Origin of the sequence: Bacillus sp. SH7-1 (genome assembly GCF_008042405.1) — a bacterium.
GTDB lineage: Bacteria > Bacillota > Bacilli > Bacillales > Bacillaceae_G > Bacillus_A > Bacillus_A thuringiensis_N.
The window spans coordinates 483,254-506,366 of sequence record NZ_QNUD01000009.1 but is presented as its reverse complement, the minus strand read 5'-3'; the positions used below and the strand labels follow the sequence as shown (position 1 = coordinate 506,366).

The following is a 23,113-nucleotide window of genomic DNA, read 5'->3' as shown; positions in this document are numbered from 1 at the left end:
TTAGGTGGGAGATAAACTGCCCGTAAATGTCCGATTGGTTCAACTAATAATCAGTGGGGATGAACCAAAATCCCCACTGATTAAAGTTTCACTTTATGCAGAAGTAGTGAAGAAAATGTTAAAATTTTATATTTTTTGTTTCATATTGGTGTAAAGAAGCGGTTTTATAGGTGATTTTGTTGAAAAAGTCGGTTTGATAAAAGTATTTATTTTTGTTAGAATTTTATTGAAATTAAGAAGATGTGATGAGGGAAAATTACTCATTTTTATGTATATGTGAAAAAACGAGCAAGGTGGGGGTGGAAATGTGGGATATCGGTGTTATAGAATGATATACCATTTAGAAAACGGAAAAACGATTAAAGATGTAAAAGAATTTTGTTACCGAGACCAAGGAAAAGTGCTAGAAAGAGTAGCCCATCGTGTAATGGATAATAGAGAAGTGACGGCAATTGATAAGCAAGGAACGATCATTTCAATAGCGTGTGAGGACATTGTAAAGGTGGAACTTGATTACATAACAGAAAGTTAACCTTGAGTCATATCGAATTATTCGATAAAATATACTGTTGAATGGTGAAGTGAGAAGAGAGGAGTTTATCATGGGTAGTACAAGACACTTTTATATGTTTATCTTAGCGTTTGTTCTTGTTGTGGCATTAACGATTTATTTAATTGTTGATAGTACTTGGTACAACACAGTTCATCCGGCGTTCCTTCTATTTATGTATGTAGGAATTGCGGTAGTGAGTTTCGGAATGAGAGATGAGATGTTAGATCGCTTTGAAAAGTGATACATATACGAAAGACCAACAGGAAAATGTTGGTCTTTTTTTCTTGCCAAAAATAGGATGTTGTGTATATACTGTATATATAAGGTATATACAGTATATACACACACTGGAGGAAAACATGAATATTATTATTTCGAATTCTTCCCAAGACCCTATTTATGTGCAAATAAGAAAACAATTAAGCCAGCTTATTTTAAATGGTGGTTTAAAGGGTGGAGATCAATTACCGTCTATTCGCAATTTAGCGAAGGAATTACAAATTAGTGTAATTACAACGAAGCGTGCGTACGAGGAGCTTGAAAAAGAAGGATATATAGAAACTGTTGCTGGGAAGGGGACTTATGTTTCACGTAAAAATAATGAACTACTAAAAGAACAAAGGCTTCGTCTATTGGAAAGTAAAGTGGAAGAGATAGTGAATGAAAGTAAAGCGTTGCAGCTTTCACTTGAAGATCTACAGCAGATGATTGCGTTTTTATATGAGGGGGAATAAGGAATGTTAGAGCTAAAAAACGTTTGTAAAAGCTATCAAGATTTTGCAGTGAAAAATATAAGTTTTACATTACCACGCGGATATATTATGGGATTTGTCGGACCGAATGGGGCCGGGAAAAGTACGACGATCAAAATGATTATGAATTTGATTAGAAAAGATAGCGGCGATATAAAAGTTTTTGGAAAGGACAATAAGAAAGCAGAGAAGGAAATAAAACAAAATATCGGCTTTGTATATGATGAAAATCATTATTACGAAGATTTAACGTGTGAACAAATGAAGCGTATTATTGCACCGTTATATAAAAAGTGGGACGAAGAGCAGTATCAATCGTATATGCATAGATTGCAAGTTCCGAAGTATAAAAAAATTAAAGAACTATCAAAAGGGATGAAAATGAAATTTGCGATTGCCATCGCGCTCTCGCACCACGCAGAGTTTATCATCATGGATGAACCAACAGCAGGATTAGATCCAGTTGTTCGAAGTGAATTGCTTGATATGCTGCAAGAAATTGTAATGGAAGATGAAGTATCGGTATTATTCTCTACGCACATTACAACAGATTTAGAGCGCATCGCAGATTATATTACGTTCATCAACGATGGAGAAATTATATTTACTGGTGAAAAAGAAGACTTAATGGAGAACTACATAATCGTAAAAGGAAGTAATGATTTATTAGATCGAGAAGGAAAAGAACTATTTGTTGGATTACGAAAAAATAAATTTGGTTTTGAAGGTTTAGCGAAGGATAAACAAGCAATTATAGATTGGTTTGGAAATGAGGTTGTACTAGAAAAGCCTACCTTAGATGATATTATCGTTTACACCGCGAAAGGGAGAAGTGCCTATGCTTCAGCTCGTATATAAAGATTTGTTCTTTTTTCGGGTAACGTGGTTAGTAAATCTAATTATGCCTCTTGTATTATTTATGTTAGATCCAAGTGGTAAATTGTTATTTTCGATGAGTTGTCTATTTATAACCCTTTCTTCCGTTATGACGTTAACCTTTATGGATGAAAGGAATAACAGTGACATTATTATAAATAGTTTACCGGTAAGCCGAAAGGATATCATAATTGCTAGATATATTTCCTGTGCAATATTTATTGTAGGTAGCATGCTCTCTACGATGTTAGTTGTTTTTCTTATAAGAGGTATCGCTTTTATTGGTGATATCGGTACATACCACCCTAATCTGTATATTGAGATTTCGTGGCATGAAGTAATAAAGGGAGCTGTTTACGCCATATTTTTTGTTGTAATATTCTTTCCTAGTTATTATGTTACAAGGTCAAAGATAGCACGAAGTATAGTGTCAGGAGCATCAATGGTAGTTGGTGGAATTGCTTGGATATTCATAGGAGATGGATTGGATGAAACAACACCTTCATTCATTGAGTGGATTATGAATCCGGTGCATATTGGTGTATTTATAATTGGAGGAATTATATTAGCTAGTGTCTATATCGTTTCTATGCTTCTTACAATTAAAATTTATGAAACGCGTGATTTATAGAGAGGAGAATTCATATGCAACAGTTGATTTTGAAGGAGTTTTTTTTACAGAAGAAGATGTTTCCTTTTTATTTTTTAATCCCTATTTTATCTATTTTTAAGAATTCCGTCGAACCAATGGGGATTGCAATAGGATTATTTATAACATGTAGTACGATTATTTATATTTCTTTTTATCATGAGGAGAAAAGTAAAACAGAAAAAGTATTAGTGAGTTTGCCTATAACGAGAAAAGAGATAGTTATAGCTAAATATATTTCAAGCACATTATTTATTATAGCTGGTTTGAGTGTAACTTTTATAGTCATAATATTAGGGAATATTTTATTGAACAGAGATATAGTTATGCCTGGATATGCAGTGTTTTCAGCGATAGTAGCAACTTTAATCTATTGTATTGTAACGATACCTGCTAATTACATTGGAGGATATAAAGCTATTACTGTCTTGAATTTAATTATGCTTTTTCCTTTAATCGGTATGATTGGCCTTATGTGCAATATTTTTGGTGATAAAACAATTATGTTAAAAGTACTTCACTCTCAAGAGGCTACACAAGCAATGGGTGTTCTTGGTATCGGAGTATTAGTGAGTATATTCATATCAATGTTTCTCTCAATGAAAATGTTTCAGGAGGTAGAGTTATAGAAGGGGCATTTTCATACTAGGAGGTGTAATACATGATCAAGCAATTAGTTTTAAAAGATATGATGATGCAAAGAAAGTTAGGGTTTGTTTATCTTATATGTTTCTTGTTCCTGCTCATTGTTGATTTTCGTAGTGATAGTTTTTTGATGACGTTTAGCATGTTTGTACCTGCGCTTGGCATAATACTGTCAATGAGTTATGAGGTGAAAAATAAAAGTGAAATGATAGTAAATAGTTTACCGTTTGACCGTAAAGATATTGTCATAGGAAAATACATATTTGTAAGTATTTTAGTTGCTCTAGGTAGATGTTTCTCACTAATGGTTGGTTTAATACAGCTACAAAATGAATATATGACTGGATTTATGCTGTGGGGAGAAATTCTCGGAGGTATAACAGGTGGGATTGTTTGTAGCATAATTGTACTCCCAATTGAATTCTCAGTAGGATATAGCAGTGCAAAACAAATTGCTCCATTCGCCGGACTTGCATTGGGGTATTTGAGTGGACTGATTGTAAGTAATGTCTGGTTAGATGTAGAGAATGCTTGGAGTACGAGTCTAGTCGTAAATGTTTGTTTTATAGCAGGACTCATTCTTTTGTATATTATGTCCATGTTGCTTTCAGTTAGCTTATATAATGAGCGTGATTTATGAGGGGAGGAGTAATCGTGAGGCAACTCATAATAAAAGATTTTATCATGCAATGGAAGCATTTAATATGGTACTTAATATACCCTCTTTTCTTGTATATGACATTAACAGATATTAAAAGCTTTTACGTAATTATCTCAGCTATAATTCCAGTTATAGCAATTTTAAAAACATTTAATGATGATAAAAAATATGATAGTGAAGTAATGTTAAATAGTTTACCGCTAGCAAAAAAAGAAATTGTAGTAGCTAAATACATAATGGCACTTATTGTTTTTATTATAAGTATAATAGTGTCTAGCCCTTTAGTAATCAATCAGTTTGAAGGTGGAACTTTTGAATTTATAACGACAACAGTAGTTACGATTACTGCCTTTGTTTTTATATATTTAAGTCTTGTCTTACCAATATCGTTTTGGCTAGGATATAAAAAATCTATTTTTATTACGCTTTTTATACTAATGGCGCCGATTGTTATTGTAGAAATGTTCTTTCAAATCAACATAGAACAAATTCATTTACATAATGGAGTATTGTTAATTTGTTCAATTTGTATGTTTCTTTTATCTGTACTTGCTTCGGTAAAGCTATATGAAAAAAGAGAATTTTAAAAGGTGCCCTATAAAAGGCACCTTCTTCAATAACGACAATAGGAAAGTAAAAGTTTATAAACAGAGAGGTTACTCGGTACAACATCTTTTGGAGTATGTAATATAAAGCTGAAAACGATAACGAGAATAAGAAAGAGGAAAAATAAAAATAGAATCTGTTTATGTATAGAATTTTGCATATTATCCACTCCTTTTTTAGGTAGTATGTCCAAAAGAAAGGAGTGTATGAAACAAATTAGGAGGGAGAAGGATGAGCAAAAGAATGTGGTTATATAGAATAGGGGTACTTTTCGTTTCAATCGGTCTCATATTAGCAAATTTTTATTCAGATATACCATCGCCATTTCCTAATTTGCATAAGGGAATTGGTATAAGTATTGTCATAGTTGGTCTTCTTTGCCTTATCTCATCAAACTTCTACAGAAAGTCTGAATGAATATAAAAAAGGACAGTTACTCTTTTTCAGAAGAACTGTCCTTTTTAAATAACTTATTCCATAGTTTGGCGATACTCCATATAATGACGATTGCAATGGAGGCAATAATGGACCAAACAATTGATATAATTTCAAGTGTCATGTTAGGAAGGAATGTGAGAATGGATACTATTTTATGAAACAATGATTCTATTATGTGAAAACTGATTTGTAATAGAATGACGATACTAAGTGTGATCCATGCTAACAGTTGCTTCCCTTTTTCTTTCCACATGACATTCACCTCACGTTAGCTTAATAGTTTTAAGCCAACAGCGCCGCATAGAATGCAGCTTAAGAAAGCAAGACGACGCCAATCCGCTGATTCGCGGAAAATAAGAATACCTAGAAGCGCACTTCCGGCAGTTCCGATTCCAGTCCAAATCGCGTAAGCAGTTCCCATCGGTAATGTGTTCATCGCAAGGGATAAGAAGAAGAAGCTTACGCCGAAGTTAGCGATTAAAATAACTTTTGGTGCCCAACCTTTCTTTTCAGTGGCTACTTTCATAAAGAGTACACCAATAATTTCACAAATACCAGCTAGAATTAAAAATACCCAAGCCATTTTATGCGGCCTCCTTCGCTTCTTTTTCTTCTGTTACTCGTTTTAAACCAATTACGCCGAAGAAGATTAAGCCGATTAATAAAACTTTTACAATAGAGAAAGGTTCTCCGAAGATGAAAATTTCTGTAAGAACGATCCCACCAGCTCCAATTCCTGTAAAGACGGCGTATACAGTGCCGACAGGTAAATCTTTATAAGCTCTAAATAATAAAACGAAACTAATTGTAATTAATAGCGCAACACCAGCCCATTCAAGTGGTGCCTCCGCTTTTTTTAGTCCAATCACCCAAAAGATTTCAATAATACCAGCTATGATTACATAAATCCATGCCATATGTCATTTCTCCTTCCTACCAGTCGTTAGGTAAAGGGCTTAAAAACGACGCATTGCAAAGGAGCAATCCGTCAGTTTGAAAGGCCTCGCCAAAATACTTGCCAAGAGGCGTTTAAACGAGTCTCAAAGCGATTTAAACCTGCAAATAGTAGTTCAACCATAAGTCCGTCCAGTAAGCATAGGAAAGCTTCTAGAGCGTCTTTCACTTCAATGTTATGCAGTTCACTTTGCTCGTTTGCCTGTTTAAATATAGGGAATAAAAGTTTTCCGACGTTTTCAATGTGCGCATTCGCTTTTTCGATAATTTGTTCGCGAAATGCATCAGGCGGAAAATAAGAAGTTCGTAACCAAAACATTGATTCTTCACTTTCACCAAATCGTTTTGCGTAGCCCTTTAGTAACTGTAAGAGCAATTCTTCAGTAGACGAATTTGAAAATTTTTCGATATCGTCAGTGAAGCTTTGTAAATCTTTTTGAAGAGCGGATTCTAAGCATATAAAATATAGCTCTTCTTTTCCTTTAAAGTGTGCGTAAATCGATGGCTTTTTAATCCCAACTTCTTGAGCAATATTTGCTAATGAAGTTCCTTCGTAGCCGTAGCGTGCGAAATGAGAAAGTGCTACAGCTTTAATGCGGTTTGCTGTCATTTTCATCCCCTACCTACCGTTCGTTAGGTTTATTATATGAGATGGAAAATATAAAGTCAATAGGTAAAGAACTGAAAAAGAGCGTTATAGGTAACGCTCTTTTTAGACAGTCTCTCGCTCAATTAAATGGAATGAAAGCTCTTTTGCACTGCCGACAATTTGCTCGCTTTGGATCTGCTTATGGAATAAAGAAAAAGCATGTGAGCCCATTGCGAGACCGGGATGTTCAATTGTGGAAATTTCTAATGCCTTTGAAATTTCATGATTATCAAATCCAAGGATAGCAAGGTCTTCAGGTACTCGAATGCCATGTTTTCGAGCCTCTGTTAATAAACCAGCTGCAACTTGGTCGTTCGCTGTAAAAATAGCAGTTGGACGATTTTTCATGTTTACAATACGATGGAGTACTTGTGCACCATCCTGCATTGTATAGCATTGATGAAAAATCCATTCGGGATGTAACGTTTTGCCTTCGGTACGAAGTGTATCAGCAAACGCTTTTTCACGTTCCATAGAATTTACACTTGTTTTTCTTGCTAAACAAATCCCGATTTTTTCATGGCCTTTACTGAGTAAATAGGCGGTGCCGAGACGGAAGCCTTCATAATGATCTACATAGACAGAAGAAATGAGGGGATGCTTCATTTTTTCGCATGAAATAATAGGAGCAAATTTTGCGAAAGGTTCAATTTGTTCCCATGAACTCGTTCGAGAGCAGATAATCATTCCGTCGAATTGCTTCATTTTCATCATTTCAAGAACACGAATTTCTTCAATGCTATCGTAATTCGTTTGACATAAATTAATGTGATATCCAGCAGCTAACGCTTCGTTTCCGATTCCTTCAATAAGGGTACTGAAGTATGGAAGGTTAATGAAAGGAAGCATTACACCGATCGTATATGTTTTTCCCTTTATTAAATGAATAGCATTTATATTTTTTGCATAGTTCAATTCTTCAACAGCATCTAGAACACGCTTACGTTTTTCTTCTTTTACGTAAGGGTGATTATTAAGGACGCGGGAAACAGTTGATATGGATACACCAGCGGTTTTTGCAATTTGTTTTATATTGGCCATATGTATCACCTCTCTCCTTATTATAAAGGGAAAATAATAAGAATGAAAAAATCTTGACCTGAAAAGCTTTTCACAAACTATGTTATAAATAAGGCTTCCTTTTATTCGCGTAACCTTTTTATTTGGGCGTGAGAATGATAGGGCCTTTTTTATTTACAAAAAAGTTTTGTCAGAATGTGTGAGAATAACGTGGAAAGTTTTCAAAGGGGGAGTTTGTTAATGGAGCGAATATGAATAGCATACAAACTGAAACTTTAATCAGTGGGGCATCCCCGCGGATTATTAGCCTCCACCAATCGGGCATTAACGCCTCGTTCATAAAGAGAGCGGTATGAAGAAAGGACGGAAACAAATTGAAAAAAAGAATCATTTGTTTCGTGTTTTCTAGTCTAGTACTAAGTTCATGTTCGTTTCAGCAAACGATGCAAGAAGAAAAAAACTTTGTGGGAACAACAGGGGGAGCTATGGATCGTGTTACGGATCCAATTCCGCTGAAGGAGCTTCCAAAATATTTTCCAGTGAAATTTAAAGTTCCGGCGTTTTTACCGTATGACATTACGAGTGATGTGAAGGGGGAAGTCAGAACGCTTGGAAAAAAGAAGGCTGTCGTAATGATTAAATATAAACAGCAGGAGCCAGGTAGAAATGAGTATATTGAGTTAAATGTTGCGAACTTTCCTTATAGTTTTCCGAATATCGTGGAGGAGAAGCGATTTCAAGAACGAATGAAATTGAATAATGGAGCATTGGCTTATTTTAAAAATAAGGATGACTTCGAGCGAGGAGACGAATTTGCTACGCTTATATGGAGAGAGAAAGGACTCGAATATCAGCTCTTGTATCGTAATGCACACGAGAATGATAAAGATGTGATTAAGAAAAATTTATTATACATTGCAAATAATATGGAATGAAAAAACTAGCTGAATCATTCAGCTAGTTTTTGTATGTTATTATTTCTTTTTAATTTTTCCAGTCCACGTTTTGAATCCACCTTGTAATTGGTAGAAATCTTTGTAGCCTTGTTTCTTTAAGTATTGAGCTGCACGACCTGTACGGAATCCACTTTGGCAGTATAAGTAAACAGGTTGATCTTGACGAAGTTCTTTATGGCGAAGGCGAATTTGTGATAACGGAATGTTACGTGCGCCTAAAATATGCCCGGCATTATATTCGTCTGCTTCGCGAATATCGATAAGCTGAGCTTTACGGTAGCCAGCACGAAATTCTTCTTCTGTAAGAGTTTTAATTAATTTTTTCTGATAGAAATACATCCATACAGTGTAGCCGATGAACGCTACGATTACGGCTAATAAAATAATCCAAGTTGTTGACACGATTCTATCGCTCCCTTTTTTCTTATCCTACTTTCAATATTATAATGCCCATATGTATTTATGCAACAGATTCATTTGCATAATAAGAAGAAATTTCGTATTCTTTCACAAATTTTGTCGAATTTGGTAGACTAGAGAATGTGAAAAATAATTGGTTATATGAGGTGCAGGATGGGAAAAGAAAAATGGTGTTATATTAACTCTGGTCAATGTTCACCGGCATTTAATATGGCGTTAGATGAATGTTTATTAAATTGGCAAAGTGAAAAGAAAATGCCACCAACAATTCGTTTTTATGAATGGGAAGTACCAACATTAACAGTCGGGTATTTCCAGCGTGTTGAAAAAGATATTAATATGGATGTAGTTAACGAAAAAAAATATGGATTCGTTCGTCGTCAAACAGGCGGCAGGGGTGTATTACATGATAAAGAATTAACGTACAGTGTTATTGTGTCTGAAGAGCATCCAAATATGCCAAAAACAGTTACAGAAGCGTATCGTGTTATTTCGCAAGGATTACTAGATGGTTTTAAAGCATTAGGGTTAGAAGCGTATTATGCAGTTCCAAAAACAGAAGCAGACCGTGAAAATTTAAAAAATCCACGTTCAGGCGTATGTTTTGATGCACCGTCTTGGTATGAAATTGTAGTAGAAGGAAGAAAAATCGCAGGTAGTGCGCAAACACGTCAAAAAGGCGTTATTTTACAGCACGGGTCGATTCCATTAGAAATAGATTTAGATGAGTTATATGATTTGTTTTTATTCCCGAATGAACGTGTAAAAGAACGTATGAAGAGTATGTTCTCTTCTAAAGCGGTAGCAATTAATGAATTAACAGACCGTACGTTTACAATCGAGCAGTTAATTAAAGCGTTTGAGGTTGGGTTTGAAAAAGGATTAGATGTAGAGCTTGTTCCGTATGAATTAACAGAAGAACAATTACATGAAGTGCAAACATTAGCAAAAGAGAAGTATGAAAGTAAGGAATGGAATTATAAAAAGTAAGAGGTGGCAATTGCCACCTCTTACTTTTTATAGTAAATTAAGTACTTTTTCTACTTTGATTCCTTTATCTTGTAAAGAACGAAGGCGATTTACAACGTCCATAATTTCTTTGTCAAATGTAACGCTAATACCTTGGCTTTGTAGTTCTTTTTTTAAGCTTTCAATAGAATCATCTATGTCGATGCCAAGCTCGTAATCTTGACAAACTTCAATTGTCTTTTTCACGAGTTTCACATAATTTTCTTGTAGTTTTGAATTTGTTTCAGTCATAGCAGGTTGCTTCGGTTTCGCAGGAGCGACCGGTGCTGTCTCTTGCTTTGTAACTGGAGTTGGTACTGCTTTTTTCACAGGTGCTGGAGTAGATAGTTCTACAGCTGCTTCTACACTTACTGGCTTCGGCGTTGGTACCGGAGTAGGTTTAGGTGCGGCAGGTGTTTCTACTCGCGTAACAGGCTTTGGAGCAGGTGCAACTGCTTTTGGAGCTTCTACAACTACTTCTTTTTTCGGAGTAGATTCTACAACTGTTTCTTCTTGCTCAGCAGCCTCTTTATTTTCTTTACTCCACATAACGCGTTCTATCTCTAGAGAAACATTATTTTTGTTCATCGCTGTTAATGTAACTTTACCAACTTCAGCGTTTCCAGTGAAATCAACAATTTTATAAATAACACTCTTGTTCCAATCCACGTTTCCGCTCAAAAATAATTCTTCGTTACATTTCGGCGTTAAGCCCTCGATTTTAATTTCTGCGTTTACACCGTTTTCACTATATACCATAATTAGCGAAGCATTTACATCTTCGTCTGCTAACATTAGTTCACGTACCATTTTGCCGGTGCGTACTTGCGTTTTCTTCTTAACTGACATCTAATTTCTCCTCTCAAAAATTCAGTAATAATAAAAAAATCGTATAACGAAAAATAATTGCTCACGAAGATTTATGATACCGATAATAAAAGCATCACGTCAACAATTAACTTTAATTATTTTGCATTTTTCTTATTTTCTTTATGAAATTTTTCAATTTGTAAAATTAGACAGAAGAAAAACAGCCTTTTGAAGGGCTGTTAAAAATTAGATGTTTTATATAAAAATTTGTACAAAATATAAAAAGAAAGTGTAACAAGGGCACCTTGCAAAATAGACAAATTATAAAATAAGTATGGTTGTGTTTTGAAAAATACGTTTGCAAAAACTGATAAGACAAAAGGTATAAATACTGATATCAAGAGGAGTGCTTTTTGTTTCCAGGAAACTAATATTGTAAATGAGAAACGTCTAAATAAAGACAAAGTTATAAAAGCACCAATTGTTAAAACGATAGCAGATAATATTGTTCCGGGAAGACTAAATGGAATTCCTGAAGTGTTTGTATTTGAAAATAGTTTTTGCATAAGAGTAGTGAATGTATCATATCCAATTTGAACAGCTAATAATAAACTAACTGCAAACCCAATAACGGCAGCTTGTTGGAAAGAATTTTGATGTTCCGAAGAGTTAATTAATTCATCGCAGTAAGCTTTTAAATCCTCTCCGAAAATGTCATGTGCGGTTTTACCGTCTTCTTGCGCTTCTAAAAGATGATCCAATATTTCTAAAAGTAATTCTTCCATTTGTTTTTGTGGAACGCTAGTAAGGCGTAAATAAATAAGCATATCACCATAAGCAGCTTCGTTTTCAGTTGTTAATAACTCTCTCTTTTTATTGTTTAACTTAACCATTTCTTTTTCAGTCATCATATCTTTACTCCTTTTTAAAAACTAAATATTCTTTTTTGTAGAAGACTTTATATAGTGCATAACAAGAGATGGCCAGTAAAGTGCCGATCCAAGGTGTGATTTGTAATGTAGTATAGGGCTGTTTAATAAATAAAAAGGAAATACCGATTAATAGTATCCATAGGATATGGCGTATTAAAAAACTGCCTATGTGCCTCCAAATAGTTGATTTATTTTTAAATAAATCAGTGTTAATAAAGTCGAAAACAAAACGTATGATGAGATGTATGGACAGTATAAATACAAGCAGGTAAATGAAATCAATGTGTACAAATTTAAAACGTGTTTCATTTGAAAATAAGGGGAATACCAATGCAATTACGGAAGAAATAGCAAAGTATATTGCTAACAAATAACTAGTTATAAATAAAGGAATCGATAATTGTTCCCATAAACTTGGCTTCGGTAGGGCAGCAATTAGTTCGTCACAGTATGCCTGTAAGTCGTTGCCGAAAATATCATAAGCAGTTTTTTCTTCTTGCTGCGCTTCAATAAGGTGATCTAGAATTTCAATTAGCAGTTCTTCCGCATGGTATTCTGGCACTTTAGCCAAGCGGATGTATATTAACATGTCACTATAGGCGGTTTCATTTTCTGTAGTTAATAATTTACGCTTTTGGTTATTTAGTTCGATTAAATCTTTCGCTTTCATCCCTATCACTCCCCTTGTAATAAGTTGTTTACGGTTGTTGAAACCATTCCCCAGCTTTGTTTAAATTCTTCAAGCTGCTCTAATCCTTTATCGGTTACGTGATAATATTTTCGTTTTGGACCGAGTGAGGAGGCTTTTAATGTTCCTTCAATCAATTTTTCTTTTTGCATACGTAACAATAACGGATATATGCTTCCTTCGCTTACGAATGTAAATCCGTGTTTATTTAATTTTGCACTCAGTTCATATCCGTACACTTCTTCTTGTGAAATGATGTATAGGATGCAACCTTCGAGTACACCTTTTAACATTTGGCTGTGCATGATTTCACCACCTTTTACTCAGGTAACTTGCTGTGCAAGGTAGCTGTTATCCGAATTGTAACATTCAGTAACTTGCAAAGCAAGTTACTGAGGTGGAAAACTTTAATGCGTTTTAATTTTTCTACGTTCCCCATACTAACGAGAGGAGGGAAGTATATGAAACCGTTTATGCCAAAACTTGTTTACTTTGAACCGAAGGCACTCGAATATCCACTTGGAAAAGAGCTGTATGAGAAGTTTACGAAGATGGGATTAGAAATTCGTGAAACGACATCTCATAATCAAATTAGAAATTTACCAGGTGAAAATGATTTGCAAAAGTATCGCAATGCAAAGGCAACGCTTGTCGTTGGGGTAAGAAAGACATTAAAGTTTGATACGTCAAAGCCGTCAGCTGAATATGCGATTCCGCTCGCAACAGGGTGTATGGGACATTGTCATTATTGCTATTTGCAAACGACACTTGGGAGTAAGCCTTACGTTCGCGTGTATGTGAATCTTGATGAAATATTTGAGAAGGCAAAGCAATATATGGATGAAAGAGCACCTGACATAACAAGATTTGAAGCTGCTTGTACATCAGATATCGTTGGGATTGATCATTTAACACATGCATTAAAGCGGGCAATCGAATTTATTGGAGAAAGTGAGCATGGGCGTTTACGTTTCGTTACGAAATATTCGCACGTTGATCATTTGTTAGATGCAAAACATAACGGGAAAACTCGTTTCAGGTTTAGTATTAATTCACGGTATGTGATTAAAAATTTTGAACCGGGGACGTCACCCTTTGAAGAGCGTATTGAAGCAGCACGTAAAGTAGCAGGCGCTGGTTATCCACTTGGCTTTATAGTTGCGCCACTTTATATGCATGAAGGATGGGAAGAAGGATACCGTGAATTATTTGAACGACTGTACAATGCACTAAAAGATTTGTCGATACCGAATTTAACGTTTGAATTAATTCAACATCGCTTTACAAAACCGGCAAAAAAGGTCATTCAAGAGCGTTATCCGAAAACGAAACTTGAAATGGATGAAGAGAAGCGGAAATATAAATGGGGACGATATGGTATTGGAAAATACGTATATAAAAAAGATGATGCAGAAGTATTGGAAGAAACAATAAGAGGTTATATACATGAGTTTTTTCCTGATGCAGAAATACAATACTTTACTTAAGAGGAGTCTGTATATAAATACAGATTCTTTTTTATTTTATATATTTAGGCTTGTTTTCAACTTGTCACGTTATTCTTTCTGGTGTATCATTTTATTGATTGCTTCGTACGGAATGAGCAAAATGAAATTGGATGGAGGAAACCGATGCCTACCCCTAGTATGGAAGATTATATTGAACAAATTTATTTGTTGATTGATGAAAAGGGTTATGCCCGTGTATCTGATATTGCTGAAGCGCTTAGTGTACATCCATCCTCTGTAACGAAAATGGTACAAAAATTAGACAAAGACGAATATCTAATTTATGAAAAATATAGAGGGCTTGTATTAACATCAAAAGGTAAAAAAATCGGAGAACGTCTCGTATATCGTCATGAATTGTTAGAGCAGTTTATGCGCATTATTGGTGTGGATGAAAGTAAAATTTATAATGATGTAGAAGGAATTGAACATCATTTAAGTTGGGAATCAATTGACCGTATCGGTGATTTAGTGCAATACTTTGAACAAGATGAAGTTAGAGTGGAAACACTTCGCGGTGTTCAAAAAGCAAATGAAGAGAAAAGTAATTAAGGGGAACGTATGGCGTTTCCTTTTTTATTTCAATCGAAAAGGATGGGAGAATCATGAAAGCAATTATTTTTGATTTTGATGGATTAATTGTGGACACAGAAACAATATGGTTTCACTCTTTCAGAGAGGCTGTTCGTGAGTACGGCGGAGAGTTACCTTTAGAGGAATTTGCAAAATGTATTGGAACGACAGACGATGTACTGTATACATATTTGAATGAGCAATTAAAAGAGAAGTTTAACAGGCATGCATTAAAAGAGAAAGTTAAAACTTTACATAAAGAGAAAATGAAAATACCAGAAGCTCGTGACGGGGTAAAAGAATATTTAGCAGAAGCGAAAGAGATGGGATTGAAAATCGCATTAGCTTCCAGTTCATCTAGAGAATGGATTATTCCTTTTTTGGAAGAGCTACAAATTCGAGATTATTTTGAAGTCATTAAAACGAGAGAAGATGTTGTGAAGGTAAAACCGGATCCAGCACTTTACCAGGTAGCGATAGAAGATTTAGGGATTGACCCGTCTGAAGCAGTTGTATTTGAAGACTCGTTAAACGGATTGAAAGCAGCGATTGCAGCAGGGTTAACATGCGTTGTTGTGCCTAATGATGTGACAAGAAATTTACAGTTCGAAAATCATCACCTTCGAATTGAAAGTATGAGAGATAAAAGTTTGAAAGAAGTGCTTCAAAGTATAAAAAAAGACCGTATTTCCTAAAAGGAAGCACGGTCTTTCTTTTTGTTTTTTTTACCTTCAATGACAGTTAAATGAGATTGTTTTCTTTTTCGTTTCAACGATGGAGAATTACCCTTTTTTCCTTTGTCATCAGAAGCGTTTCGTTTCAAGAAAGAATTGCTTAGGGGTGCTACATTTTGTTTCCCGTGTTTGCGGTTCGATTGTTTCGCGGCACGCTTATATGAGCTTTGCGAATTTGCAGAACCACTAGAGTTTGTAAACATTTTGTAGAGTAAATAAAAGATACCAACGACAGCCAACATGATACCAATATTTCTTAACACTCCCATTGGATCTGTAATAACTGATGAAACAAGGCCGAATATTGCTAATCCGATAATAAGCACAAATATAGCGAATGTAAACGAACGACCGTTCATAAGGGACACCTCCTAAAAACATATATTAAAATTAGTATATTAACGATGAGGAAAGGAGTTGAACACCATTTTTAAATAATTATTGTTTGTTTTCTAAACGTAATAATTCTTCAAACGATGCAATGGCTACTTCCACTTGATCATCTGTTGGTTCTTTCGTTGTTAATAGTTGCAGCCATAATCCGGGATATCCAAGTATGCGCAATACTGGGATATCGCGTAATCGATTTGTAAATTGTAACACTTCAAAAGAAATGCCGAGAACGACTGGAATTAATAAAATTCGGTTCACTACTCTGGCCCAAAGTGGATCTGTAGGGACAAGGAAATAAACAAACATACCAATAATGACTGTAAATATAATAAAGCTACTGCCACAGCGATAATGAAGGCGCGTTTGTTTTTGAACATTTTCTACAGTCAGTGAAAGATTATTCTCATAGGCATTGATTACTTTATGCTCCGCACCGTGGTACTGAAATACCCGCTTAATAAGTGGGGTTAAAGAAATAAAGTATATATAGCTCAATAATAGCATGAGCTTAATGACACTTTCGACAATGATTTGCCCTGTATGAGAGGGGAAAATCGGTCTCGTTAATTCAGCTAGTAGTGCAGGAACTGCTGTGAAAATGACTTTACCAAATATGAAAGATAAAACGCCGACTGCTGCAACTCCTAATACCATCGTTAATTTCGATTGTTCTTCTTTTTTATTTGCAATTTGTTCGTCTTCTTCTGGGTGGACATCAAATCGTTCTGAAGCAAAGTTTAAATGTTTTGCTCCGTTTGCACTTGCATCCACAATAGCGGCAATCCCTCGTAAAAATGGAATTTTTTTCAGGATAGATAATGCTTTATTACGAACGCGTGGTAATCGATAAAATTCAATCGATTTATCTTTACGACGAACCGCTGTAACAGTATATTCTCTACCGCCAAACATAACTCCTTCTATGACTGCTTGCCCGCCATATATTTGTTTTGACTCTTCTGCCATGTTAACACCAACCTGTATTTGTTTCTCTCTTATGTAGAAAAAGAGGCAATTGTCATACTGGGTTCTGTCATTTTGAAATAAGACAATCACCGAGTTTCTTTTATTTTATCGACAAATACAAGTAGATGACAAGGGAAAATATTACGGGAGTCGGACATTTCCTATTCTTTTTATAGACAAATTTCGCAGTATTTAAACATGGTTCAAAATAGTTTCGGGCATACTATTGAGCGGAGGTGTTGATGTGAGTCAAGAACAATCAGGAACAAGGAATTTTGTACAAATTGGTTTGTTTGGTGGACTCTTTTGGGGAGGAATATGGTATTTCCTTCATATATTTTCATTTACAGAAGCCGGACCGAACTATTTACTTTTACCATTTGCCTTTGGAAGCTGGAAAGAAGGGGTATGGGGCAATGTGTCAGGAATTGTTTGTATGGGACTACTTTCGATTTTAATTGCCTTTTTATATAAAGCGTTTTTGGCAAAGTTTGAAGGAATTCTTCCAGGGATGATTTATGGTTTATTTTGGTGGGCGTTACTATTTTTCGGAGTAGGGTTAATAGCGCCTGCTATTAAAAGTGCACTCCATTTACCGAAAGAAACAATTGTCACGACAATATGCATCTTTATATTGTATGGAGTGTTTATAGCATACTCTGTTTCCTACGCAGTAAATGTAAATAAAGCTGAGCGAGAAGGAGAAGAGAAGACAAACTATTCAAATAAGTAACTCCTATGTTAAAATGTTGTATAGACATTTAATATTAAGGAGTTTTAAGCATATGAAAAAGGTACTCCTCGTAAACGGTCCTAACCTAAATCGCCTTGGTGTCAGGGAGGTAAATGTATATGGAAAGGGCACGCTAGCGACACTTGAAGCAGATATGAAGCAAGAAGCAGAAACAATGGGAGTGGAGTTAGAATGTTTCCAATCGAATCATGAAGGTGCGATTATCGATCGTATTCATGAGGCGGAAGATATATATGAAGGGATCATTTTAAATCCTGGAGCATTTACGCATTATAGCTATGCGATTCGAGATGCAATTGCGAGCATTTCGATTCCTGTTATTGAAGTACATATTTCTAACATTCACCAGCGTGAGTCGTTCCGTCACGAATCTGTGACGGCAGCTGTTTGTGCGGGACAAATTGTTGGATTTGGTTTTTATGGCTATAAGTTAGCGTTATTTGCATTAATGGAGAAATTGAGGGAGGCATAAAGTAATGGAGAAAATCGAAAGATTAAGAAGTGCATTTGATGAGACTGGTATTGACGGTATTTTGTTAACAAATGAACATAGTCGTAGATATATGGCTAACTTTACAGGAACAGCCGGTGTTGTACTGATTTCGAAAAATCGTGCTCAGTTTATTACAGATTTCCGTTACATAGAGCAGGCTAGTAAACAAGCTGTTGGATACGAGATTGTACAGCATGCAGGATTAATCATTGATGAAGTTGCAAAGCAAGTGAAGGAACTAGGAATTCAAAAGCTTGGCTTTGAGCAAGATACTCTTACATATAGTTCTTATTCAGCGCATAAAGAAGCGATCTATGCTGAATTTATCCCAACTTCTGGGCTTGTAGAAAAGTTACGCTTGATAAAGACTGATTCAGAGATTAAGATATTAAAGGAAGCTGCACAGATTGCAGATGCTGCCTTTGAACATATTCTATCATTCATTCGCCCGGGAGTATCTGAAATTGAAGTGTCAAATGAACTTGAATTTTTCATGAGAAAACAAGGAGCAACATCTTCTTCGTTTGATATTATCGTTGCTTCAGGTCTTCGTTCGGCATTACCGCACGGCGTGGCATCTGAAAAAGTGATAGAAACAGGAGATTTCGTTACATTAGACTTCGGCGCTTATTACAAAGGGTATTGCTCTGATATTACTCGTACGATCGCAGTTGGTGAACCATCTGATAAATTGAAAGAAATTTATAATATCGTTTTAGAAGCACAATTACGTGGTGTGAACGGTATTAAAGCTGGTTTAACAGGCCGTGAAGCGGATGCGTTAACGCGCGATTACATAACGGAAAAAGGATACGGTGAATACTTCGGACACTCTACTGGTCATGGAATTGGTCTTGAAATCCATGAAGCACCAGGTTTAGCGTTCCGTTCTGATACAGTACTTGAACCAGGTATGGCTGTAACAGTAGAACCAGGTATTTATATTCCAGGTATTGGCGGCGTACGTATTGAAGATGATATCATTGTAACAAGTGAAGGTAATGAAGTAATTACGAAATCACCAAAAGAACTTATTATTTTGTAATACACAGGAGGATTTTTTTACATGATTTCAGTAAACGATTTTCGTACAGGTTTAACAATTTCAGTGGATAATAGCCTTTGGCAAGTACTTGATTTCCAACACGTAAAGCCAGGTAAAGGTGCTGCATTCGTTCGTTCTAAACTACGTAACCTTCGCACAGGTTCTGTTCAAGAGAAAACATTCCGTGCTGGTGAGAAAGTAGAAAAAGCACACATTGAAAACCGCCGTATGCAATACTTATACGCAAGCGGTGAGGCTCACGTATTTATGGATAATGGAACTTATGAGCAAATCGAACTTGGCGAAAAACAAATCGAGCGCGAGCTTAAATTCCTAAAAGAAAACATGGAAGTATCTATTATGACTTACCAAGGCGAAGTACTTGGTGTTGAACTTCCAAACACAGTTGAATTACAAGTTACAGAAACAGAGCCAGGTATTAAAGGAGATACAGCTTCTAACGTAACAAAACCAGCTACATTAGAAACAGGTCTTGTTGTACAAGTACCAATCTTCATTAACGAAGGCGAAATGCTTATCATCAACACTGGTGAAGGTAAATACGTTTCTCGTGCATAGTAGAAAAGCACTCGTGATAATCACGAGTGCTTTTTTATTTATAGGAAATAGGGCAGATAATAAATAGTGGTTATTATAAAACTGAAAGCTGTAAGACTAGCAGCACCTGTTGTGTAAGGACCCCATGTCATTTGAAAAGGTTTTACCGTACCTGTTTTATATAGTGTGATCAATGTTGTTATTTTGGTTTATATTTAAAGCAATAAGCCAAATTGCCCCGAATATCGCTAAACTCCCAAGGAAAAAGGCCTCCATAAATGACCAACCGACCAATAATGAAAAAAGATAAATAAGAGCTAATTCTACTACAACGGTTAAACTAATTTTTAATACCTTCATATTTTCCCCCCTCAATTTATAAGTTCAGCCAATGTAAAAAATTCTCGCATGATACGACATGAAGTACGCAAGGTGATTTTACTTCTTTCTCTAATGCAGCATGTTCATTCGGAAACTTAGCTTCCACATGCAATGAAATATAGGGTAGTTTCTCTTATGCTTTTAACGAGCGGATATTATTCGTTTTAGCACCAGCAAATACGTATGTAAGTTGTAAGTCTAAAAAAGCGATTTTAAAAAGTTTTTTTTAGCAGCCTCGTTATAGCCTTTTTTCCAATACGGATAGCCAAGTCAACTACCAATGTGAGATTGCTTCTTCTCATTATTAATATGTTTAAGTGTGGTGAGGCCAATTATTTCATCCTCTTCATTCACAATCATTCTCGATAAGGATTTCTTTTGACGTTTTTCTTCTATTGCAAAAAGAAGAAATGCTTTCGTGTCTTCGATGTTTTCTACCGTTATCCCCAATGCATTTTTTATATGTGGATCACTTGATAGCTCGAAAATCACATTTGTATAGCATAAATCTAGTGGTAATAAAGTGACGTGCTGCATGGTTTATACCCCTTTCAAACTAAATATACCATATAATAATATGAATATTCAGATTACAATTCGAGCTTTAGATAAAAATTATGTTTTTACTTCTGAAATAGACAACCTCTGCATATGGTTGTACAAATATATTCTTTTTTGGAGTGCAGCACTAGTAACCGTTATGGGAGAAGGTGGGAGAATGAAACAGTGGCTAGCGGCAATGGAAACATCCGTGCTTGTAATGGGGTTACTTCGGTTGTTTTCAGGTAGCGCGGAAATATTCGCCGCTTTGCTTATGCTTTATGTGAATGATGCGAAGAAAGCATTGTTTATAAATGGTATGTTGGCGTTTGTTGGACCGACTGTATTAATTTTAACAATGACAATAGGCATAGTGAGTGTGGCAAGTGAGATTTCTTTCTTGAAACTCTTTTTTCTAGCGCTTGGAATTGGCTGCATTTTTATCGCATTGTTGAAATAAGTAAGCCAGGTATAGTGGGGAGAAGCTGATGAAAGAAGTATTAGAAGTTTTACCGAAAACGATGAAGCAGTTAGTGGAAAGTTGTAAGCAGTACGATGCTCTAGAGGAAATCCGTGTTCGAATTGGAAGGCCGCTAGAGTGTATTGCTCATGGTGAAGTGTTTTTTTATGACTATATCGTTACAGCAGAGGATGCTATTTACTTATTGAATAAGTTAAGTCAATTCTCAATTTATACGATGGAAGAGGAATTAAAACGTGGGTATGTGACACTTCGGGGAGGACATAGAATCGGCTTAGCTGGAAAGGTCATTACAGAAAAAAGCGCAGTGAAAATGATTCGAGATGTCTCTTCCTTTAATATTCGTATCGCTCGTCAAAAAATAGGAATTGCTGAACCGCTTTTACCGTATTTGTATGAGTCACGATGGTTAAATACGATGGTAATTGGCCCACCGCAAACGGGGAAAACAACACTTTTAAGAGATGTAGCACGCTGCATGAGTCAAGGTGTAAGTGCTTCGAACATTCCTTCTTGTAAAGTCGGGATTGTAGATGAACGGTCAGAAATTGCAGGTTGTGTGAAAGGCATCCCGCAATATGACTTTGGCACAAGAGTAGATGTGTTAGACGCATGTCCAAAAGCTGAAGGAATGATGATGATGATCCGTTCTATGAGTCCAGATATTTTGATTGTAGATGAAATCGGACGTAAAGAAGATAGTGAGGCAATTATGGAGGCGGTGCACGCAGGGGTTCAGCTTTTTATAAGTGCACATGGATTTTCTTATGATGATGTTGTGAAACGCCCGTCGCTAAAGGCGGTGCTGGAGCTCGGCATATTTGATAGGTTTGTGGAATTGTCAAAAGCAAGAGGGCCAGGAACAGTTATGCAAGTGAAAGATAAATATGGAAAATCGGTATTACCTCATAGAAAGGCTGAGGGCGTATGGTAAAAATATTTGGTGCAGTGTTAATCGTTGCGGTCAGCACCTTTTTCGGATTTTCATACGCAAAAAAATATAGCGAGAGGCCGCGGCAACTTAGATTATTAAAAGCGGCACTTCAATCATTAGAGGCAGAAATTATGTATGGGCATACACCTTTGTCTGAAGCTGCCGAGCGATTAGTGAAACAAATGCCGAAGCCGTTAAATTGGATATTTCAGAGTTTCGCTAGAAGGCTAGAAAGCGGAGAACAAACAGTAAGAGAAGCTTGGATAGATAGTTTGAAAGAAAATTGGAAGCTAACAGCATTTCAACAAACTGAGTACGAGATTTTGCAGCAATTTGGTGAAACGCTCGGACAGCATGATCGTGAATCACAACAAAAACATATTCGCTTATGTATTACACATTTAGAGAGAGAAGAAGGCGAAGCGAAAGCATTACAAATGCAATATGAAAAAATGATTAAGAGCTTAGGGGTACTAGCGGGGCTACTTATCGTAATTTTACTGCTATAGGAGGGAGAAAGGCGATGTCCATTGATGTTGGATTAATATTTCAAATCGCCGGAATCGGCATTGTTTTAGCTTTTATTCATACCGTACTAAAAGAATTAAAGCGTGAGGATATTGCAAATTGGGTTATCCTCGTCGGTTTTGTCGTTATTTTATTTCATGTCGCATTTTTAATTAATACGTTATTCGACAAGATTAAAAGTGTCTTTCTCTTCCAGTAAAGGAGGCGGTTCGAATCGAAATTATACAAATTGTCGGATTAGGCCTCGTTGCTACGTTTTTAGCAGCTGTATTGAATCAACATAAATCTAGCATTACGTCATTATTTATTGTGTTCGTAGGTAGCGTGATGTTCCTTCTTTTGATCGATCAAATTCACGCTATTTTACAAATGATTGAAAGAGTAGCGAGTGAAGCGAAAGTTAGCAACGTATATGTAGAAACGTTGCTAAAAATTATTGGGATTGCTTATATCGCTGAGTTTGGAGCGCAAATTACAAAGGATGCAGGGCAGGGGGCAATCGCTTCAAAAATTGAATTGGCTGGAAAAATTTTAATTCTCGTTATGGCGATCCCTATATTGACAGTTGTAATTGAAACTATTCTCGGATTTTTACCGACGGGATAAGG

35 protein-coding genes and 2 pseudogenes are annotated in these 23,113 nt (G+C 35.8%); 23 read left to right on the top strand and 14 right to left on the bottom strand.

Annotated elements, in window-relative coordinates:
* Positions 1–328: 328 nt before the first annotated feature.
* From DN390_RS11725 to DN390_RS11685, 9 genes are all read left to right on the top strand, one after another.
* Complete coding sequence (locus DN390_RS11725; RefSeq protein ID WP_000639160.1) at positions 329–532, top strand: DUF3929 family protein; 204 nt, start codon at positions 329–331, stop codon at positions 530–532.
* A 70-nt stretch (positions 533–602) separates the two neighbouring features.
* On the top strand, positions 603–794 hold the full coding sequence (locus DN390_RS11720; RefSeq protein ID WP_000535935.1) for a hypothetical protein: 192 nt from the start codon (positions 603–605) through the stop codon (positions 792–794).
* A gap of 118 nt (positions 795–912) precedes the next feature.
* Positions 913–1,287 carry a GntR family transcriptional regulator gene (locus DN390_RS11715; RefSeq protein WP_147807389.1) on the top strand — a complete coding sequence of 125 codons (375 nt, stop codon included), beginning with the start codon at positions 913–915 and terminating at the stop codon, positions 1,285–1,287.
* A gap of 3 nt (positions 1,288–1,290) precedes the next feature.
* Positions 1,291–2,163 carry an ABC transporter ATP-binding protein gene (locus DN390_RS11710; protein ID WP_147807388.1) on the top strand — a complete coding sequence of 291 codons (873 nt, stop codon included), beginning with the start codon at positions 1,291–1,293 and terminating at the stop codon, positions 2,161–2,163.
* Positions 2,144–2,812 carry an ABC-2 transporter permease gene (locus DN390_RS11705; protein ID WP_147807387.1) on the top strand — a complete coding sequence of 223 codons (669 nt, stop codon included), beginning with the start codon at positions 2,144–2,146 and terminating at the stop codon, positions 2,810–2,812. The genes DN390_RS11710 and DN390_RS11705 overlap by 20 nt, the downstream gene beginning before the upstream one ends.
* Positions 2,813–2,826: 14 nt before the next feature.
* On the top strand, positions 2,827–3,459 hold the full coding sequence (locus DN390_RS11700) for an ABC-2 transporter permease (RefSeq protein WP_147807386.1): 633 nt from the start codon (positions 2,827–2,829) through the stop codon (positions 3,457–3,459).
* Between the two features lie 32 nt (positions 3,460–3,491).
* A complete protein-coding gene (locus tag DN390_RS11695) occupies positions 3,492–4,115 on the top strand; it encodes an ABC-2 transporter permease (protein ID WP_147807385.1) in 624 nt (207 codons plus the stop codon).
* 14 nt (positions 4,116–4,129) lie between these two features.
* On the top strand, positions 4,130–4,723 hold the full coding sequence (locus DN390_RS11690; RefSeq protein ID WP_147807384.1) for an ABC-2 transporter permease: 594 nt from the start codon (positions 4,130–4,132) through the stop codon (positions 4,721–4,723).
* A gap of 250 nt (positions 4,724–4,973) precedes the next feature.
* Entirely contained in the window at positions 4,974–5,159 is a 186-nt protein-coding gene (locus DN390_RS11685) for a hypothetical protein (protein ID WP_147807383.1), read from the top strand.
* Positions 5,160–5,175: 16 nt separating this feature from the next.
* Here the strand turns inward: DN390_RS11685 and DN390_RS11680 are convergent, their stop codons facing one another.
* From DN390_RS11680 to DN390_RS11660, 5 genes are all read right to left on the bottom strand, one after another.
* A complete protein-coding gene (locus DN390_RS11680; RefSeq protein WP_147807382.1) occupies positions 5,176–5,433 on the bottom strand; it encodes a DUF3975 family protein in 258 nt (85 codons plus the stop codon).
* 15 nt (positions 5,434–5,448) lie between these two features.
* A complete protein-coding gene (locus DN390_RS11675; RefSeq protein ID WP_000312623.1) occupies positions 5,449–5,763 on the bottom strand; it encodes a DMT family transporter in 315 nt (104 codons plus the stop codon).
* A gap of 1 nt (position 5,764) precedes the next feature.
* Positions 5,765–6,097, bottom strand: a complete 333-nt coding sequence (locus DN390_RS11670; protein ID WP_000312339.1) for a DMT family transporter — start codon at positions 6,095–6,097, stop codon at positions 5,765–5,767.
* Between the two features lie 71 nt (positions 6,098–6,168).
* The gene (locus DN390_RS11665) at positions 6,169–6,750 is read right to left on the bottom strand and encodes a TetR/AcrR family transcriptional regulator (protein ID WP_002181118.1); all 582 of its coding nucleotides are present in this window, start codon (positions 6,748–6,750) and stop codon (positions 6,169–6,171) included.
* Positions 6,751–6,846: 96 nt separating this feature from the next.
* The gene (locus DN390_RS11660) at positions 6,847–7,824 is read right to left on the bottom strand and encodes a LacI family DNA-binding transcriptional regulator (RefSeq protein WP_147807381.1); all 978 of its coding nucleotides are present in this window, start codon (positions 7,822–7,824) and stop codon (positions 6,847–6,849) included.
* Between the two features lie 377 nt (positions 7,825–8,201).
* Between DN390_RS11660 and DN390_RS11655 the strand changes: the two genes are divergently transcribed.
* On the top strand, positions 8,202–8,738 hold the full coding sequence (locus tag DN390_RS11655) for a DNA polymerase III subunit delta (protein ID WP_147807395.1): 537 nt from the start codon (positions 8,202–8,204) through the stop codon (positions 8,736–8,738).
* A 39-nt stretch (positions 8,739–8,777) separates the two neighbouring features.
* Here DN390_RS11655 and DN390_RS11650 read toward each other — a convergent pair whose 3' ends face one another.
* Positions 8,778–9,161 carry a rhodanese-like domain-containing protein gene (locus DN390_RS11650; protein WP_060632246.1) on the bottom strand — a complete coding sequence of 128 codons (384 nt, stop codon included), beginning with the start codon at positions 9,159–9,161 and terminating at the stop codon, positions 8,778–8,780.
* Between the two features lie 171 nt (positions 9,162–9,332).
* On the opposite strand from DN390_RS11650, the gene DN390_RS11645 reads away from it, so the two are divergent.
* Positions 9,333–10,169, top strand: coding sequence for a lipoate--protein ligase family protein (locus tag DN390_RS11645; protein ID WP_147807380.1), 837 nt, complete (start codon positions 9,333–9,335; stop codon positions 10,167–10,169).
* A 27-nt stretch (positions 10,170–10,196) separates the two neighbouring features.
* Here DN390_RS11645 and DN390_RS11640 read toward each other — a convergent pair whose 3' ends face one another.
* From DN390_RS11640 to DN390_RS11625, 4 genes are all read right to left on the bottom strand, one after another.
* Entirely contained in the window at positions 10,197–11,036 is an 840-nt protein-coding gene (locus tag DN390_RS11640; RefSeq protein WP_147807379.1) for a hypothetical protein, read from the bottom strand.
* 200 nt (positions 11,037–11,236) lie between these two features.
* On the bottom strand, positions 11,237–11,905 hold the full coding sequence (locus tag DN390_RS11635) for a DUF1048 domain-containing protein (protein ID WP_147807378.1): 669 nt from the start codon (positions 11,903–11,905) through the stop codon (positions 11,237–11,239).
* A gap of 7 nt (positions 11,906–11,912) precedes the next feature.
* Positions 11,913–12,599 carry a DUF1129 family protein gene (locus tag DN390_RS11630; protein ID WP_147807377.1) on the bottom strand — a complete coding sequence of 229 codons (687 nt, stop codon included), beginning with the start codon at positions 12,597–12,599 and terminating at the stop codon, positions 11,913–11,915.
* A 5-nt stretch (positions 12,600–12,604) separates the two neighbouring features.
* Positions 12,605–12,922, bottom strand: coding sequence for a PadR family transcriptional regulator (locus tag DN390_RS11625; RefSeq protein WP_065703198.1), 318 nt, complete (start codon positions 12,920–12,922; stop codon positions 12,605–12,607).
* A 156-nt stretch (positions 12,923–13,078) separates the two neighbouring features.
* Here DN390_RS11625 and splB point away from each other — a divergent pair, with 156 nt between their 5' ends.
* From splB to DN390_RS11610, 3 genes are all read left to right on the top strand, one after another.
* Positions 13,079–14,104 carry a spore photoproduct lyase gene (gene splB, locus DN390_RS11620; protein WP_370513472.1) on the top strand — a complete coding sequence of 342 codons (1,026 nt, stop codon included), beginning with the start codon at positions 13,079–13,081 and terminating at the stop codon, positions 14,102–14,104.
* A gap of 144 nt (positions 14,105–14,248) precedes the next feature.
* Positions 14,249–14,677, top strand: coding sequence for a transcriptional regulator MntR (mntR, locus tag DN390_RS11615; RefSeq protein ID WP_001143080.1), 429 nt, complete (start codon positions 14,249–14,251; stop codon positions 14,675–14,677).
* 53 nt (positions 14,678–14,730) lie between these two features.
* Complete coding sequence (locus tag DN390_RS11610) at positions 14,731–15,393, top strand: HAD family hydrolase (protein WP_147807375.1); 663 nt, start codon at positions 14,731–14,733, stop codon at positions 15,391–15,393.
* On the opposite strand, the gene DN390_RS11605 is transcribed toward DN390_RS11610, so the two are convergent.
* Positions 15,390–15,791 (bottom strand): SA1362 family protein, encoded by a 402-nt coding sequence (locus DN390_RS11605; RefSeq protein WP_063222984.1) that lies wholly within the window; start codon positions 15,789–15,791, stop codon positions 15,390–15,392. The genes DN390_RS11610 and DN390_RS11605 overlap by 4 nt on opposite strands.
* Positions 15,792–15,870: 79 nt before the next feature.
* Positions 15,871–16,791, bottom strand: a complete 921-nt coding sequence (locus DN390_RS11600) for a DUF1385 domain-containing protein (protein ID WP_000807112.1) — start codon at positions 16,789–16,791, stop codon at positions 15,871–15,873.
* Between the two features lie 244 nt (positions 16,792–17,035).
* Here DN390_RS11600 and DN390_RS11595 point away from each other — a divergent pair, with 244 nt between their 5' ends.
* Genes DN390_RS11595 through efp form a run of 4 tightly spaced genes read left to right on the top strand, consistent with a single transcriptional unit; the run spans position 17,036 to position 19,662 of the window.
* Positions 17,036–17,524: a YqhR family membrane protein gene (locus tag DN390_RS11595; RefSeq protein WP_147807374.1), complete on the top strand. Its 489-nt coding sequence runs from the start codon at positions 17,036–17,038 to the stop codon at positions 17,522–17,524.
* A 52-nt stretch (positions 17,525–17,576) separates the two neighbouring features.
* Positions 17,577–18,017, top strand: coding sequence for a type II 3-dehydroquinate dehydratase (gene aroQ, locus DN390_RS11590; RefSeq protein WP_000757087.1), 441 nt, complete (start codon positions 17,577–17,579; stop codon positions 18,015–18,017).
* 4 nt (positions 18,018–18,021) lie between these two features.
* Positions 18,022–19,083 (top strand): Xaa-Pro dipeptidase, encoded by a 1,062-nt coding sequence (gene pepQ, locus DN390_RS11585; RefSeq protein ID WP_147807373.1) that lies wholly within the window; start codon positions 18,022–18,024, stop codon positions 19,081–19,083.
* A 21-nt stretch (positions 19,084–19,104) separates the two neighbouring features.
* Entirely contained in the window at positions 19,105–19,662 is a 558-nt protein-coding gene (gene efp, locus DN390_RS11580) for an elongation factor P (RefSeq protein WP_000626522.1), read from the top strand.
* Between the two features lie 38 nt (positions 19,663–19,700).
* On the opposite strand, the pseudogene DN390_RS11575 reads toward efp, so the two are convergent.
* Together DN390_RS11575 and DN390_RS11570 are read right to left on the bottom strand one after the other, a co-directional pair.
* Positions 19,701–20,001 (bottom strand): annotated as a pseudogene (locus tag DN390_RS11575) (hypothetical protein).
* Between the two features lie 16 nt (positions 20,002–20,017).
* Positions 20,018–20,559 (bottom strand): annotated as a pseudogene (locus DN390_RS11570) (GNAT family N-acetyltransferase).
* 181 nt (positions 20,560–20,740) lie between these two features.
* Between DN390_RS11570 and DN390_RS11565 the strand changes: the two are divergent.
* The 5 genes from DN390_RS11565 to spoIIIAD are packed head-to-tail and all read left to right on the top strand — an operon-like array spanning position 20,741 to position 23,111.
* Positions 20,741–21,022: a YqhV family protein gene (locus DN390_RS11565; RefSeq protein WP_147807372.1), complete on the top strand. Its 282-nt coding sequence runs from the start codon at positions 20,741–20,743 to the stop codon at positions 21,020–21,022.
* 28 nt (positions 21,023–21,050) lie between these two features.
* A complete protein-coding gene (gene spoIIIAA / locus DN390_RS11560) occupies positions 21,051–21,977 on the top strand; it encodes a stage III sporulation protein AA (RefSeq protein WP_147807371.1) in 927 nt (308 codons plus the stop codon).
* Positions 21,971–22,486, top strand: a complete 516-nt coding sequence (gene spoIIIAB, locus DN390_RS11555) for a stage III sporulation protein SpoIIIAB (protein WP_073516470.1) — start codon at positions 21,971–21,973, stop codon at positions 22,484–22,486. Before spoIIIAA ends, spoIIIAB begins: the two co-directional genes overlap by 7 nt.
* A gap of 14 nt (positions 22,487–22,500) precedes the next feature.
* Positions 22,501–22,704, top strand: a complete 204-nt coding sequence (gene spoIIIAC / locus DN390_RS11550; RefSeq protein ID WP_000020914.1) for a stage III sporulation protein AC — start codon at positions 22,501–22,503, stop codon at positions 22,702–22,704.
* Between the two features lie 23 nt (positions 22,705–22,727).
* On the top strand, positions 22,728–23,111 hold the full coding sequence (gene spoIIIAD, locus DN390_RS11545) for a stage III sporulation protein AD (protein ID WP_077317075.1): 384 nt from the start codon (positions 22,728–22,730) through the stop codon (positions 23,109–23,111).
* Positions 23,112–23,113 lie beyond the last annotated feature (2 nt).

Coding starts and splice junctions, on each gene's coding strand:
- spoIIIAA (WP_147807371.1), top strand. CDS start 21,051: ATGAAAGAAGTATTAGAAGTTTTACCGAAAACGATGAAGCAGTTAGTG.
- DN390_RS11565 (WP_147807372.1), top strand. CDS start 20,741: ATGAAACAGTGGCTAGCGGCAATGGAAACATCCGTGCTTGTAATGGGG.
- DN390_RS11695 (WP_147807385.1), top strand. CDS start 3,492: ATGATCAAGCAATTAGTTTTAAAAGATATGATGATGCAAAGAAAGTTA.
- DN390_RS11715 (WP_147807389.1), top strand. CDS start 913: ATGAATATTATTATTTCGAATTCTTCCCAAGACCCTATTTATGTGCAA.
- DN390_RS11630 (WP_147807377.1), bottom strand. CDS start 12,599: ATGAAAGCGAAAGATTTAATCGAACTAAATAACCAAAAGCGTAAATTA.
- DN390_RS11705 (WP_147807387.1), top strand. CDS start 2,144: ATGCTTCAGCTCGTATATAAAGATTTGTTCTTTTTTCGGGTAACGTGG.
- aroQ (WP_000757087.1), top strand. CDS start 17,577: ATGAAAAAGGTACTCCTCGTAAACGGTCCTAACCTAAATCGCCTTGGT.
- DN390_RS11610 (WP_147807375.1), top strand. CDS start 14,731: ATGAAAGCAATTATTTTTGATTTTGATGGATTAATTGTGGACACAGAA.
- DN390_RS11725 (WP_000639160.1), top strand. CDS start 329: ATGATATACCATTTAGAAAACGGAAAAACGATTAAAGATGTAAAAGAA.
- splB (WP_370513472.1), top strand. CDS start 13,079: ATGAAACCGTTTATGCCAAAACTTGTTTACTTTGAACCGAAGGCACTC.
- pepQ (WP_147807373.1), top strand. CDS start 18,022: ATGGAGAAAATCGAAAGATTAAGAAGTGCATTTGATGAGACTGGTATT.
- DN390_RS11670 (WP_000312339.1), bottom strand. CDS start 6,097: ATGGCATGGATTTATGTAATCATAGCTGGTATTATTGAAATCTTTTGG.
- DN390_RS11605 (WP_063222984.1), bottom strand. CDS start 15,791: ATGAACGGTCGTTCGTTTACATTCGCTATATTTGTGCTTATTATCGGA.
- DN390_RS11635 (WP_147807378.1), bottom strand. CDS start 11,905: ATGACTGAAAAAGAAATGGTTAAGTTAAACAATAAAAAGAGAGAGTTA.
- DN390_RS11625 (WP_065703198.1), bottom strand. CDS start 12,922: ATGCACAGCCAAATGTTAAAAGGTGTACTCGAAGGTTGCATCCTATAC.
- DN390_RS11710 (WP_147807388.1), top strand. CDS start 1,291: ATGTTAGAGCTAAAAAACGTTTGTAAAAGCTATCAAGATTTTGCAGTG.
- DN390_RS11675 (WP_000312623.1), bottom strand. CDS start 5,763: ATGGCTTGGGTATTTTTAATTCTAGCTGGTATTTGTGAAATTATTGGT.
- mntR (WP_001143080.1), top strand. CDS start 14,249: ATGCCTACCCCTAGTATGGAAGATTATATTGAACAAATTTATTTGTTG.
- DN390_RS11645 (WP_147807380.1), top strand. CDS start 9,333: ATGGGAAAAGAAAAATGGTGTTATATTAACTCTGGTCAATGTTCACCG.
- efp (WP_000626522.1), top strand. CDS start 19,105: ATGATTTCAGTAAACGATTTTCGTACAGGTTTAACAATTTCAGTGGAT.
- DN390_RS11665 (WP_002181118.1), bottom strand. CDS start 6,750: ATGAAAATGACAGCAAACCGCATTAAAGCTGTAGCACTTTCTCATTTC.
- spoIIIAB (WP_073516470.1), top strand. CDS start 21,971: ATGGTAAAAATATTTGGTGCAGTGTTAATCGTTGCGGTCAGCACCTTT.
- DN390_RS11685 (WP_147807383.1), top strand. CDS start 4,974: ATGAGCAAAAGAATGTGGTTATATAGAATAGGGGTACTTTTCGTTTCA.
- DN390_RS11660 (WP_147807381.1), bottom strand. CDS start 7,824: ATGGCCAATATAAAACAAATTGCAAAAACCGCTGGTGTATCCATATCA.
- DN390_RS11600 (WP_000807112.1), bottom strand. CDS start 16,791: ATGGCAGAAGAGTCAAAACAAATATATGGCGGGCAAGCAGTCATAGAA.
- spoIIIAC (WP_000020914.1), top strand. CDS start 22,501: ATGTCCATTGATGTTGGATTAATATTTCAAATCGCCGGAATCGGCATT.
- DN390_RS11700 (WP_147807386.1), top strand. CDS start 2,827: ATGCAACAGTTGATTTTGAAGGAGTTTTTTTTACAGAAGAAGATGTTT.
- DN390_RS11640 (WP_147807379.1), bottom strand. CDS start 11,036: ATGTCAGTTAAGAAGAAAACGCAAGTACGCACCGGCAAAATGGTACGT.
- DN390_RS11720 (WP_000535935.1), top strand. CDS start 603: ATGGGTAGTACAAGACACTTTTATATGTTTATCTTAGCGTTTGTTCTT.
- DN390_RS11680 (WP_147807382.1), bottom strand. CDS start 5,433: ATGTGGAAAGAAAAAGGGAAGCAACTGTTAGCATGGATCACACTTAGT.